Origin of the sequence: Micromonospora sp. NPDC048871 (assembly GCF_043198155.1) — a bacterium.
In the GTDB taxonomy this organism is placed as follows: Bacteria; Actinomycetota; Actinomycetes; order Mycobacteriales; family Micromonosporaceae; genus Micromonospora.
In genome coordinates this window covers 185,697-198,239 of sequence record NZ_JBICUM010000008.1, presented here as the reverse complement: position 1 = coordinate 198,239, position 12,543 = coordinate 185,697, and the positions used below count along the sequence as shown (strand labels likewise).

Sequence of the window (12,543 nt, the reverse complement as noted above, 5' to 3'; positions counted from 1 at the left end):
TCATCCTCCGGGGTCAGGGTGCCGCTCGCCGGGCGTCGGCCAGGGGTTCGACCGGGATGCGCGCGTACACCCGGTAGCCGCCGCCGGTGCGGGCCCCGGTGCGCAGGACACCACCGTAGAGGGCGACCCGCTCGCGCATCCCGACCAGGCCGTGCCCGACCCTGCGGTGCCCGGGTGCCGGTCCCCGGCCGGTGTCGGTGACCTCCACCTCCACGGCGTCGCCGGGAAAACCGACCCGCACCTGGGCGGTGGCCTGACCGGCATGTTTCAGGGCGTTGGTCAACGCCTCCTGCACGATCCGGTACACGGTCAGCGCCACCCCCTGCTCCACCGGCCCCGGGGTGCCGGCCACCGTCAGGGTCACCGGCAGCCCGGCTTCGCGTACCTGTTCGACCAGGGTCTCGATGCCGGCCAACCCCGGCTGTGGGGCCAGGTCGGCGGCCGGCTCCGCCTCGGTACGCAGCACATCGAGCAGCCGTCGCAACTCCCGCAGGGTGGCCCGGCTGGTCTCCTCGATGGTGGCGACGGCCTCGTCGGCGGCGTCCGGGTCACGGCGCAGCACCCGCCGGACCCCGGTGGCCAGCACCCCCATCACGCTGACGTGGTGGGCCACCACGTCGTGCAGTTCCCGGGCGATGCGGCGCTGCTCGTCGGCGACCGCCTGCTCGGCCAGGGCCCGCTGGTTCGCCTCGGCCACCCGGGCCCGCTCCCGCAGGGCCTCGATCGAGGTACGTCGGGCGTGCACGGCCCGACCCACCGAGAAGGACACGATCCCCACCAGCAGGTTGTTCGCGATCAGGTACGCCGAGCTGAGCTGGGGCAGCGACTCCGCCGGCAGCACCAGCGCGTTGACCAGGGACACCGGCACCCACAGCAGCACGGCGGCCAGCAACGCCGGGCGCATCGCGTGGTGGGCGGCGAGGGTGTACGTGAGCACGGCGAAGGTGAAACTCTGCGTCGCGACGTTCGCCTCGAACAGCATCGGCAGGACCAGGGTCGCCACCGCGGCGGTCACGGCGGCCCAGGGCGCCAACCGGCGCAGGATCACCGGAGCGGCGCACAGCAGGCTCCAGCCCAGGGCCACCGGCAGGGACCGGGGCCAGAACTCCCGTGGGGTCAGCAGGGTGAGCAAGGCCTCGGCCAGGACCAGCCCGACCGCCAGCAGGCCGTCGGCGACCAGCGGACGCCGGCGCAGCCGCTGCCTCAGCCCTGTGTACACAGCCCGACGCTAGCCGTTCCGTCCCCAGGAAAGATCATCCCGGGTGGTGACCCCGGGCTCCTCCCTGGGGACGAGGGTCACTCGTCCGCGCCGGGCTGCGCCGGACGGGACCGGGCATCACGTAGCGGGTCGGGTATCGCGGCCTGCTCCGGAAACGGCGGCGGGGTGCCGCCGTAGCTGGGACAGAGGGACTGATGGCTGCACCAGTCGCAGAGCCGGCTGGGACGGGGCCGGAAATCCTGCGCGGCGGTGGCCTGCTCGATGGCCCGCCACAGCGCCACCACGGTGCGTTCGAAACGCACCAGTTCCTCCTCCTCCGGGGTGTAGTCGCACACCTCGGCGTCGCGCAGGTAGAGCAGCCGCAGCACCCGGGGCACCACCCCCCGGGTACGCCACAGCACCAGCGCGTAGAACTTGAGCTGGAACAAGGCCCGAGACTCGAAGGCCTCGCGGGGCGCCCCGCCGGTCTTGTAGTCCACCACCCGCAAGGCGCCGTCGGGGGCCACATCCAGCCGGTCCAGGTAGCCGCGGATGAGCAACTCGTCGTCAATCACCGCGGAGATCAGACTCTCCCGCTCGGCCGGCTCCAACCGGCGCGGATCCTCCACCGCGAAGTAGCCCTTGAGCAGGCCCGCCGCCGAACGCAGGAACTCGGCCGGGTCGACCTGCCCCTCGTCGGTGAACAGCCCGGCCAGCTCCGGCTGCTCGGTGACCAGCCGGTCCCACTGCGGGGCGACGAGATCACCGGCGGCCTCCGGGGTGCGGCCGGCCGCCGGTAGGTCGAACAGCCGCTCCAGCACCGCGTGCACGAGGGTGCCGCGGGCCTGCTCGACCGTGGGCCGCTCGGGCAGCCGGTCGATGCTGCGGAACCGGTAGAGCAGGGGGCAGGTCTTGAAGTCGGCCGCCCGTGAGGGTGACAGCGAGGCCCGCACGGTCGGCGGCAACGGGGCCGCGGTCGCAACCTGCTGTGTGATCACCGGATCCGCTGTCATGCCGTGGAACATTAAGGCACCGGTACGACAGTGCAGCCGCCGCCGCACCGAACAGGTGATCTCCGGCCGCGTAGCATCGGCTCGGTGGAACAGAGCAGGCAGCCGCGGCCAGGCCGGCGTTCCGGCCTACAGGTCGGTCGGATCTTCGGGGTGCCGCTGTACCTGAACGCCTCGATCCTGCTGCTGGCAGTGCTGATCATCGTGCTCTACGGCGAGTTGGCCGGCCAACGGTTGCAGCTCTCGCCCGCCGCCGGCTACCTGGTCGGCGCCGGGTTCGTCGGTGCGTTGCTCGGCTCGGTGCTGGCCCACGAACTCGGCCACGCGCTGACCGCACGGCACTTCGGCATCGGGGTGCGGGGGATCACCCTGGAACTGCTCGGCGGGTACACCGAGATGGACCGCGACGCCCCCTCACCCCGGGTGGACCTGCTGGTCTCCCTGGCCGGGCCGGCGGTCTCCGCGGTGCTCGGCGGGGCCGCCGTCGCCGCCACCCTGGCCCTGCCCGACCGCACGGTGGCCCATCAGCTCGCCTTCCAACTGGCGGTGAGCAACGTCATCGTCGCCCTGTTCAACAGCCTGCCCGGCCTGCCCCTGGACGGCGGGCGGGCCCTGCGGGCGGTGGTGTGGGCGATCACCCGGGACCGGCACCGGGCCACCGAGGTGGCCGGTTGGGTGGGTCGGGTCCTGGCCCTGGGCACGGTGGCGCTGGTCGGGCTGCTCTACGCCGCCGACATCCTCAGTCTGCTGGCGCTGCCGTTGACCGGGCTGGTCGCGCTGACCATCTGGCACGGTGCCGGGCAGTCGATCCGGTTGGCCCGCATCGGCCGGCGGCTGCCCCTGGTCGACCTGGCCCACCTGGCCCGGCCGGTGCTCGCCGTGCCCACCGGCACCCCGTTGGCCGAGGCCCAGCGCCGGGCCGAAGAGCTCACCCCGCGACGGCCGGTGGCCGTGCTGGTGACCGACGGCTCAGGCCGACCGGTGGGGGTGGTCGACCCGGCCGCGGCGGCCGCCGTACCGCCGCACCGCCGACCCTGGCTGGCCGTGGACGCCGTCGCCCGCGGGGTGGCCGACCTGCCGAGAATGCCGGTGGACACCGACGGGGAGCGGGTGCTGGAGACCGTGCAGGCCCACCCGGGCGCGCAGTACCTCGTGACCGCAGGCGAAGATGTCGTCGGCATTCTGCACATCGCGGATCTGGCGCAACTGCTCGAACCTCACCGGAAGATGAACACGTGACCGTGACCCACTCGAACCCGGCCACCCCGGGGGACGCCGTGCCCGCCCAGACACCGGAGCTGACCCCGGTGCACCGGGGGCCGTTCCGGCCCGGCGACCGGGTACAGCTGACCGATCCCAAGGGCCGGATGCACACGGTCACCCTGGAGCCGGGCAAACAGTTCCACACCCACCGGGGCATCCTGGCGCACGACGCCCTCATCGGGCTGCCCGACGGCAGCGTGGTCACCACCTCCGGCGGCGGTACGGCCTTCCTGGCGCTGCGTCCCCTGCTGTCGGACTATGTGCTGTCCATGCCGCGTGGCGCCCAGGTGATCTACCCCAAGGACTCCGCCCAGATCGTCGCCATGGGGGACATCTTCCCCGGCGCCAAGGTGCTGGAGGCCGGAGCCGGTTCCGGGGCGTTGAGCTGTTCCCTGCTGCGGGCCGTCGGGGCCGGGGGCGAACTGCACTCCTATGAGCTGCGCGAGGACTTCGCCCAGATCGCCCGGCGCAACGTGGAGTCCTTCTTCAACGGGCCCCACCCGGCCTGGCGTCTGCACGTCGGTGACGTCGGCGAGTGCACCGAGACGGGTTTCGACCGGATCATCCTGGACATGCTGGCCCCCTGGGAGAACCTCGACATGGTCGAGCGGGCCCTGCTGCCCGGGGGTGTCTTCATCGGCTACGTCGCCACCACCCCGCAGCTGTCCGAGCTGGTCGAGGCGCTGCGGGAGCGGGGCGGCTGGACCGAGCCGAGGGCCTGGGAGTCCCTGGTGCGGGACTGGCATGCCGAAGGGCTGGCGGTGCGACCGGACCACCGGATGATCGCCCACACCGCCTTCCTCGTCTCCGCGCGTAAGCTCGCCCCCGGAGTCACCGCACCGCCGCGCCGCCGCAAACCCAGCAAGGGCACGGAGGCGTACGTGCAACGTCGCCAGGCGCTGCGGGACGCGGAGGCGGCCCGGCAGGCGAGTGCCCTGTCGCAGACGCAACCGGACACGACGCAGGAGACGGGCAGGCCGTGACGGCGGAATGGGGCGGCTGACAGTGAACGGGCTGAACCTGGCTGCGGGTGGGCGGTGGCCGGGGGTGACTGCATGAGTCGTCCCGGTTTCGGCGGCGGCGACCTGCCGGCGGTCTTCCCGGACTGGTCGCCCTACACCGACCTCGAATCGGCGGCGCGGGCCTACCTGCGTGACCCGGACGTCGCCCTGGAGGCCCTCGGCGGGGTGCTGCGGGGGGCCTCCGTGCTCGGCTTCACCCTGGAACGCTTCGTCAACGAGGTCAACGGGGTGTGGCAGGAGGTCGTCGTCTGTGACGGCAGCCGACTGGTGCTCTGGCACGGCGAGGACGTGCCGCCGGGGGAGGGCCCACCCGGGTCGATGACCTCATCGCTGCGGGTGGTGCCGGTCTCCTCGGTCACCGAGGTCGGCTGCCGCCGCCGGCTGTTCCGCCACGACAACGGCGAGATCCGGGTGGACAGCATCGACGTCTATCTGCTGCTGACCTCGCTCGACGAGGCCACCCCCAGCGAGGAGGCGGCCGGTGGTCCCCGCCATGACGCGCTGCGCTTCGGCAAGACCCTGGACGACGGCGGGGCCGGGCAGATCGCCCGGTTGGAGGAGTTCGCCCGGCTGGTCGCCTCGGTGGTCGGTCGACCGCTGCTGTGAGTAGCGGGGTGGGTCAGTCCTCGGCCTCCGGGCCGGCCACCTCGACGCCGTCGCTGCCGCGTACGACGTGGATGCACTCGCCGGGGCACTCCCGCGCCGAGTCGATCACCTCGAGGCGCAGGTGTTCCGGTACGCCGACCCGGGCCCCCGGGGTCTGCTGAAGTTCACCGTCGGGGCCCTTGACGTAGGCCAGGCCGTCGACATCGAACTCGAAGACCTCCGGTGCGTACTGGACGCACAGCCCGTCACCCGTGCAGAGGTCCTGGTCCACCCAGACCTGCAACTCGTCGGTCGCGACCTCGGCCACCGGTGCACCCCCCATGTTCTCGCGTCCCACCCCTCGACGGTACCCGAATGCCCGTACCCGCCCGCCAACCCACCCTGGCGATCAAGCTTCGGTGACGGGCGCGTTGCGGAGGACCGAATCGGGCTCATAGCGGCTAGTGTTAGGTCAGAACGTTCAAGCCCCCCGGGGAGGTGGGACGTGGCACGCAGCGACGACGCGGACTCGCGCGCCGCACGGTGGGAGAAGGAGGCCCACGATCTCTCCACGCAGGTCGCGTTCCTTCAAGAGGAACTCGCTCTGGTGCGGCGCAAGTTGACGGAAAGCCCCCGACACGTGCGGCAGCTGGAAGAACGGCTGGCCGCGACTCAGGCGCAGCTGGCGCGGCTGTCCGAGAACAACGAACGCCTCGTGAGCACCCTCAAGGAGGCTCGCGCGCAGATCGTGACGCTCAAGGAGGAGATCGACCGGCTGGCGCAGCCGCCCAGCGGGTACGGCGTCTTCCTGGCCCGGCACGACGACGGCACGGTGGACGTCTTCACCGGCGGACGCAAGCTCCGGGTGGCCGTCTCGCCCTCGCTCGACGTGGGTGAACTCCGTCGCGGTCAGGAGGTCCTGCTCAACGACGCGCTCAACATCGTCGACGCGTTCGGCTACGAGCGGGTCGGCGAGGTGGTCATGCTCAAGGAGATCCTGGTGGGCCCCGAGGGGGCGCCGGGTGACCGGGCACTGGTCGTCTCGCACTCCGATGAGGAACGGATCGTGCACCTGGCCGAGAGCCTGATCGGCAGTGCGATCCGGGCCGGCGACTCGCTCATGATCGAACCCCGCTCGGCGTACGCCTACGAGCGGATTCCCAAGAGCGAGGTCGAGGAACTGGTCCTGGAGGAGGTGCCGGACGTCGACTACGGCGACATCGGTGGCCTGCACTCCCAGATCGAGCAGATCCGCGACGCGGTGGAACTGCCCTTCCTGCACGCGGACCTGTTCCGGGAGCACCAGTTGCGTCCGCCGAAGGGCATCCTGCTCTACGGGCCGCCAGGCTGCGGCAAGACGCTGATCGCCAAGGCGGTCGCCAACTCCCTGGCCAAGAAGATCGCCGAGCGGCGGGGCGAGGAGAAGCACACCAGCTTCTTCCTCAACATCAAGGGCCCGGAGCTGCTCAACAAGTACGTCGGCGAGACCGAACGGCACATTCGGTTGATCTTCCAGCGGGCTCGGGAGAAGGCCGGCGAGGGCACCCCGGTCATCGTCTTCTTCGACGAGATGGACTCGGTCTTCCGGACCCGTGGCTCCGGGGTCTCCTCCGATGTGGAGAACACCATCGTTCCCCAGTTGCTCAGTGAGATCGACGGTGTCGAGGGCCTGGAGAACGTCATCGTCATCGGCGCCTCCAACCGGGAAGACATGATCGACCCGGCGATCCTGCGCCCCGGTCGCCTCGATGTGAAGATCAAGATCGAGCGTCCGGACGCCGAGGCGGCCAAGGACATCTTCTCCAAGTACATCCTCCCCGGCCTGCCGCTGCACGCCGACGACCTGGCCGAACACGGTGGAGACCCCCAGGCCACCGTCGCCGCCATGATCGACGCGGTGGTCCTGCGGATGTACTCCGAGACCGAGGAGAACCGCTTCCTGGAAGTCACCTACGCCAACGGTGACAAGGAGGTCCTGTACTTCAAGGACTTCAACTCCGGCGCGATGATCCAGAACATCGTCGACCGGGGCAAGAAGATGGCCATCAAGGAGTTCCTCACCTCCGGCCGCAAGGGGTTGCGCCTGCAACACCTGCTCGACGCCTGCGTCGACGAGTTCCGCGAGAACGAGGACCTGCCCAACACCACCAACCCCGACGACTGGGCCCGCATCTCCGGTAAGAAGGGCGAGCGGATCGTCTACATCCGCACCCTCGTCTCCGGCGGCAAGGGCACCGAGGCCGGTCGCTCCATCGAGACCGCCAGCAACACCGGCCAGTACCTCTGACGCAGCGCCCGCAGGGCCCGTGACGACAACCGTCACGGGCCCTGCGTGTGTGCACCTCGCCCACTGAGCGGAAACCGGACCTCGGCGCTAGACTCCGGACAACCCTCCCCGTATGCAAGGATTTCGCGTGCCCGCCGAGCAGAGCACCATGGCCCCGCCGGCCGTATCGAGCCCCACCGTCAGCCCCGGCGCGCCGTACCGTCGAGGCAACCTGGCCCTGCTCGCCGCCCTGCCGGCGGCCTGGCTGCTGCCGCTGGCCGCGGTCGCCCTCGACGCCCGCTGGGTGCTGCCCCCGCTGGTGCTGCTGGCCACCGCCAGTCTGCTGCGCGGCGGACGGACCCTGCTAGACCGGCTGCTGCTGGCCACCGTCCTGCTGGTCTGCCTCACCACCGCCGCCGGTCTGATCTTCGCGGTCTGGCCCTGGGGGATGGACCCGGTAGCGGTCAGCGGCACCGCCCTCACGGCCCTTCTGCTGACCGCCGGGATCACCGGGCGGCGTCCCACCCTGCCGCGCCCGGCCTGGACCGACCTGCTGCCCATCCTCGGCACCGGGGCCCTGCTCTGGTATCTGGCCCAGCCCCTGATCCGCGCCGGTGAACTCGGCAGCCGACTCAGCATCCTCAACCGGGGTGAGGACTACCTGCGCCACCTGAGCCTGGTGGACGTCATCGGGCGACACGGGGGTTACCTCTTCGTCGACCCCGGCTCCGTGCGCGAGGACCTGTTCTCCGCCCTGGTGTACTACCCGCAGGGCTGGCACCTGCTGGTAGCCCTGCTCGACGGCCACCGCAGCCCGCCGGGCGGCGGACCGGCCGGGACGGCCGCGGTGGAGCCCTTCCTCTGGTGGAACCTGGCCACCTTCGGTCTGCTGGTCCTGGCCCTGCTCTGGGCCGCACAGCGCCTTCCCGGCCCGCTGCATCCGCTGAGCCGGGGCGTGCTGACCGTCGTGGTCGGGGCCCTCATCCTCGGCAGCCAACTGCCCCGCATGCTGCTGTCCGGCTACCCTACCGAGACGATCGGGCTGACCCTCACGGTCGTACTCGCCGCGCTGGTCGCCCGGCCACTGGCCGCCCCCCGGGAACACTTCCTGCTGCTCGGTGCCCTGCTGGTCGGCATCGGCTACACCTACTACCTGTTCCTGCCCGCCGCGGGGGTGCTCGTCCTGGGGGCGCTGCTGCTGCGCCACCGGGAGGTACGCCGACTGCGCCGCAGCACCCTGGTCATCGGCCTGACCGCCGCCCTACTGGCCCCGGTGCCGATCCTGCTCGGGGTGTTCCGTGCCAACCAGACCGAGTCCCTGGCCGCCACGGTCGGACCGGACCTGACCGAGACCTGGCTGGCCCTGGGCGGCCTCGGGGCCTTCGTGGTGCCCGCCCTGCTGCTGCACGCCGTACGGATCGGCCGGGCTGACCCGGCCTGGCGACGATGGCTGTTCGTGCTGCTGGTCAGCGTGGGGCTGACCCTGGCCATCGGTCAGGCCAGCATCAGTCTCAGCGGTCAGGCCGGCTACTACTTCAACAAGGCCGGTCACCTCACCACCGTGCTGCTCATCGTCGGCACCGCCGCAGTGGTGCGACTGCTGCCGGTGCCGACCCGTGGCCGTGCGGTGCGTACGGTCGTGGCCGCCTGCACCGCCGTGATCGTGGCCGCCGCCACGGTCTGGTTCGGCGGGGTCACCGGCTGGCAGCGCAGCCTGCTGGTGGTCGAACCGGACAGTTGGGCGCAGCGCTGGGTCCACCAGCACATCGATCCACCCACCCGGTCGGCCGCAGTGTGCGAGCAGGTCCACCAGCGCTATCCGGCCGTCGAGGGGGCCACCACCCTGATCCTCGACCGCCGCCCGTCGCAGTCCTACCTGGCGAACATCTGCGTCTCCACCCTGCACGGCACCACCGGTCAGACCGAGGCCGGCATCTACGAGATGGTCTTCCTGGAACCGGGTCGCACCTGGCAGATGCTGCACCGGGTACCCGGCGAGATCCGGCTGGTGGCGGTCACTGACGGAGCCCGGGTACGGGTCAACAGAATCCTGCGCGCCGTGCCGGAAATGGCCGGGCGAGTGACCGTCGAGACGATGATTATCGATGATCCGCCGAGTTGATCCGGCCGACCCGCGGCACACCGACCACCACGGCAGGCCCCTCTGGCCCCCGCAGCGGACTACCCTCGGACATGACGGGGATCGGTCGGGCAAGCGAAGCGGGTAGGTCGATGAGCGTAAGACGGATCATGGGCACCGAGGTCGAGTACGGCATCTCCGTGCCCGGTCAGGCCGGAGCCAACCCGATGGTCACCTCCTCCCAGGTGGTGAACGCCTACGGCGCCCGCCCGGAACTCAACCGGGGTGGCCGGGCGCGTTGGGACTACGAGGAGGAGTCGCCGCTACGTGACGCCCGGGGGTTCACCTACTCCGGCGCGGTGTACGACCCGGCCGAGGCCCTCGCCGACGAGGATCTGGGGCTGGCCAACGTCATCCTCACCAACGGGGCCCGGCTCTACGTGGACCACGCCCACCCCGAATACTCCACTCCGGAGGTCACCAACCCCCGGGACGTGGTCCGCTGGGACAAGGCGGGGGAGCGGGTGATGGCGGAGGCGGCCCGGCGGGCCGCCACCATCCCGGGCACCGCCCCGATCCAGCTCTACAAGAACAACACCGACAACAAGGGCGCCAGCTACGGAGCCCACGAGAACTACCTGATGCGGCGGCAGACCCCGTTCGCCGACATCGTGGCGTACCTGACCCCGTTCTTCGTGACCCGCCAGATCGTCTGCGGCGCCGGGCGGGTCGGCATCGGTCAGGACGGCGGCCAGAACGGCTTCCAGATCTCCCAACGTGCGGACTTCTTCGAAGTCGAGGTGGGGCTGGAGACCACCCTGAAGCGGCCGATCATCAACACCCGGGACGAGCCGCACGCCGACGCCGACAAGTACCGCCGGCTGCACGTCATCATCGGTGACGCCAACCTCTCGGAGATCTCCACCTATCTCAAGGTCGGCACCACCGCGCTGATCCTGACGATGATCGAGGAGAAGGCCCTCGGCTCGGATCTCGGCATCGCCGATCCGGTCGGTGAACTGCGTGCCGTCAGCCACGATCCCTCGCTGACCCATCGGATGCGGCTGCGTGACGGACGCCGACTGACCGCGTTGGACGTGCAGTGGGCGTACCTGGAGCGGGTGCGCGCGTTCGTGGATGACCGCTACGGCAGCGACGTCGACGAGCAGACCGTCGACGTACTGGACCGCTGGGAGTCCGTGCTGGACCGTCTCGGCCGCGACGTGATGCTCTGCGCGGACGAACTCGACTGGGTGGCCAAGCTGCGGTTGCTGGAGGGCTACCGGGACCGGGAGAAGCTCGCCTGGGGTTCGCACAAGCTGCAACTGGTCGACCTGCAGTACTCCGACGTACGCCCGGAGAAGGGGCTCTACCACCGGCTGGTCTCCCGGGGGGCGATGAAGACCCTGCTCAGTGACGAGGAGACCCGCTCGGCGATGACCGCGCCGCCGGAGGACACCCGGGCCTACTTCCGGGGCCGCTGCCTGGCGCAGTACGCCTCCGAGGTGGTCGCCGCCAGCTGGGACTCGGTCATCTTCGACGTCGGGCGGGAATCCCTGGTGCGGGTACCGATGATGGAGCCGGAGCGGGGCACCCGAGCGCATGTCGGGGCCCTGTTCGACCGGTGCGCCAGCGCCAAGGATCTGCTGGAGAGCCTGACCGGCGGCTGACCGGCCGCCTTCGTCGATGTCTTCGGATGCGGGGTTTACATACCGGCGCGGGTGGGCGTTTCGTCGTCCCCGCGAGGTAAGTTCATCGCAGGGAGATCGTGGAGGAGGCAGCAGTGGCCACTCGTGACAGCGGCGGTCAGTCGCAGTCGGGCAAGTCCCGTCAGGGCGAAGAGGTCGAGGACGTCACCGTCGAGGCGAACCCGGAGGTCGCCGAGCGGCACGCCGAGATCACCGAGGACGTCGACGATCTGCTCGACGAGATCGACTCCGTCCTGGAGGAGAACGCCGAAGAGTTCGTGAGAGGATACGTGCAAAAAGGAGGCCAGTGAGGCATACGTCCGTTTAGCCGGTTGAGGGCTGGTGGACGGAAACCTGCCGGACCCGCCCTGTGCGGCGGTCGCTACCGCACGCCTGCGAGGAGCCATGGCCCTGAGCAGGTGTCTTGGCGGGTGAGCCTGACCCCGATCCGGAACATGTGGACCACGATCATGCCACCGGGTGGGTGCGCGGGATACTCTGCTTCAACTGCAACGGTGGTCTTGGCCAGTTCCGTGACAGTCCGACGAGGCTGGCCAGGGCCATCACGTATCTGAGAGGAACCACGTGGCAGCGGGTTTTGATCCATCCGGGCGTCTACCAGATGTGTTCACCAACGCGGGGACGTCCTCCTTCACGTCGTTTCTGAGCAAAGTGGCCCCCGAGATGCTGCCCGGCCGCCGGCCGCTGCCCCCGGGCATGGCCGCCGACCTGGCTCCGCACGCCACCACCATCGTGGCCATCGCTGCCGCCGGTGGCGTCGTGATGGCCGGCGACCGGCGGGCCACCATGGGCAACCTGATCGCCCAGCGGGACATCGAGAAGGTGCACCCCGCCGACGCGTACTCGCTGGTCGGCATCGCCGGCACCGCCGGCATCGGCATCGAACTGATGCGACTGTTCCAGGTGGAGCTGGAGCACTACGAGAAGATCGAGGGCGCGATGCTCTCGCTCGACGGCAAGGCCAACCGCCTCGCCTCGATGATCCGCGGCAACCTCGGCGCCGCGATGCAGGGGCTGGCGGTGATCCCGCTGTTCGCCGGGTTCGACCTGGCCGCCAAGGATCCGGCCCGGGCTGGACGGATCTTCAGCTTCGACGTCACCGGCGGCCCGTACGAGGAGACCGGCTACGACGCGATCGGCTCGGGTTCACTGTTCGCCAAGTCGGCGTTGAAGAAGCGGTTCCGCGCCGGCCTGTCGGTCGACGACGCGGTACGGCTGGCCGTGGAGGCCCTCTACGATGCCGCCGACGACGACACCGCGACCGGTGGTCCGGACCTGACCCGGCGGATCTACCCGGTGGTGATGACCGCGACGGCGCAGGGCACGCACCGGCTGACCGACGCGGAGACCTCGGCCATCGCCGAGCGGGTCGTCGCCGGCCGGATGGAGAACCCGGGCGGCTGACCCGCT

Annotated in this window: 12 protein-coding genes; 9 read left to right on the top strand and 3 right to left on the bottom strand. The window is 70.5% G+C overall.

What is annotated here, in order from left to right; genetic code table 11:
- Nucleotides 1-13: 13 nt before the first annotated feature.
- Entirely contained in the window at nucleotides 14-1,219 is a 1,206-nt protein-coding gene (locus ACGFIK_RS19615; RefSeq protein ID WP_327025545.1) for a sensor histidine kinase, read from the bottom strand.
- Between the two features lie 77 nt (nucleotides 1,220-1,296).
- The gene (locus ACGFIK_RS19610; protein ID WP_327025546.1) at nucleotides 1,297-2,211 is read right to left on the bottom strand and encodes a PD-(D/E)XK nuclease family protein; all 915 of its coding nucleotides are present in this window, start codon (nucleotides 2,209-2,211) and stop codon (nucleotides 1,297-1,299) included.
- An 84-nt stretch (nucleotides 2,212-2,295) separates the two neighbouring features.
- Here ACGFIK_RS19610 and ACGFIK_RS19605 point away from each other — a divergent pair, with 84 nt between their 5' ends.
- The 3 genes from ACGFIK_RS19605 (at nucleotide 2,296) to ACGFIK_RS19595 (ending at nucleotide 5,099) form a co-directional block, all read left to right on the top strand.
- Complete coding sequence (locus tag ACGFIK_RS19605; protein ID WP_327025547.1) at nucleotides 2,296-3,447, top strand: site-2 protease family protein; 1,152 nt, start codon at nucleotides 2,296-2,298, stop codon at nucleotides 3,445-3,447.
- Nucleotides 3,444-4,454, top strand: a complete 1,011-nt coding sequence (locus ACGFIK_RS19600) for a tRNA (adenine-N1)-methyltransferase (RefSeq protein ID WP_393340535.1) — start codon at nucleotides 3,444-3,446, stop codon at nucleotides 4,452-4,454. The genes ACGFIK_RS19605 and ACGFIK_RS19600 overlap by 4 nt, the downstream gene beginning before the upstream one ends.
- A 72-nt stretch (nucleotides 4,455-4,526) precedes the next feature.
- Entirely contained in the window at nucleotides 4,527-5,099 is a 573-nt protein-coding gene (locus tag ACGFIK_RS19595) for a hypothetical protein (RefSeq protein ID WP_327025548.1), read from the top strand.
- 13 nt (nucleotides 5,100-5,112) lie between these two features.
- On the opposite strand, the gene ACGFIK_RS19590 is transcribed toward ACGFIK_RS19595, so the two are convergent.
- Nucleotides 5,113-5,406: a ferredoxin gene (locus tag ACGFIK_RS19590; RefSeq protein ID WP_327027098.1), complete on the bottom strand. Its 294-nt coding sequence runs from the start codon at nucleotides 5,404-5,406 to the stop codon at nucleotides 5,113-5,115.
- 177 nt (nucleotides 5,407-5,583) lie between these two features.
- Here ACGFIK_RS19590 and arc point away from each other — a divergent pair, with 177 nt between their 5' ends.
- From arc to prcB, 6 genes are all read left to right on the top strand, one after another.
- Complete coding sequence (gene arc, locus ACGFIK_RS19585) at nucleotides 5,584-7,365, top strand: proteasome ATPase (RefSeq protein ID WP_327025549.1); 1,782 nt, start codon at nucleotides 5,584-5,586, stop codon at nucleotides 7,363-7,365.
- A 127-nt stretch (nucleotides 7,366-7,492) separates the two neighbouring features.
- Nucleotides 7,493-9,466: a hypothetical protein gene (locus ACGFIK_RS19580; protein ID WP_327025550.1), complete on the top strand. Its 1,974-nt coding sequence runs from the start codon at nucleotides 7,493-7,495 to the stop codon at nucleotides 9,464-9,466.
- 110 nt (nucleotides 9,467-9,576) lie between these two features.
- Nucleotides 9,577-11,094 (top strand): depupylase/deamidase Dop, encoded by a 1,518-nt coding sequence (gene dop / locus ACGFIK_RS19575; RefSeq protein ID WP_393340532.1) that lies wholly within the window; start codon nucleotides 9,577-9,579, stop codon nucleotides 11,092-11,094.
- Between the two features lie 113 nt (nucleotides 11,095-11,207).
- On the top strand, nucleotides 11,208-11,423 hold the full coding sequence (locus tag ACGFIK_RS19570; RefSeq protein ID WP_013734319.1) for a ubiquitin-like protein Pup: 216 nt from the start codon (nucleotides 11,208-11,210) through the stop codon (nucleotides 11,421-11,423).
- Between the two features lie 146 nt (nucleotides 11,424-11,569).
- Complete coding sequence (locus tag ACGFIK_RS19565) at nucleotides 11,570-11,779, top strand: endonuclease VII domain-containing protein (protein WP_239088859.1); 210 nt, start codon at nucleotides 11,570-11,572, stop codon at nucleotides 11,777-11,779.
- On the top strand, nucleotides 11,698-12,537 hold the full coding sequence (gene prcB, locus ACGFIK_RS19560) for a proteasome subunit beta (RefSeq protein ID WP_327025551.1): 840 nt from the start codon (nucleotides 11,698-11,700) through the stop codon (nucleotides 12,535-12,537). Before ACGFIK_RS19565 ends, prcB begins: the two co-directional genes overlap by 82 nt.
- Nucleotides 12,538-12,543: the final 6 nt, after the last annotated feature.

Bases quoted from the DNA above. Each gene is read 5' to 3' on its own strand.
- ACGFIK_RS19595 (WP_327025548.1), top strand. From the start codon at position 4,527: ATGAGTCGTCCCGGTTTCGGCGGCGGCGACCTGCCGGCGGTCTTCCCG.
- dop (WP_393340532.1), top strand. From the start codon at position 9,577: ATGAGCGTAAGACGGATCATGGGCACCGAGGTCGAGTACGGCATCTCC.
- ACGFIK_RS19610 (WP_327025546.1), bottom strand. From the start codon at position 2,211: ATGACAGCGGATCCGGTGATCACACAGCAGGTTGCGACCGCGGCCCCG.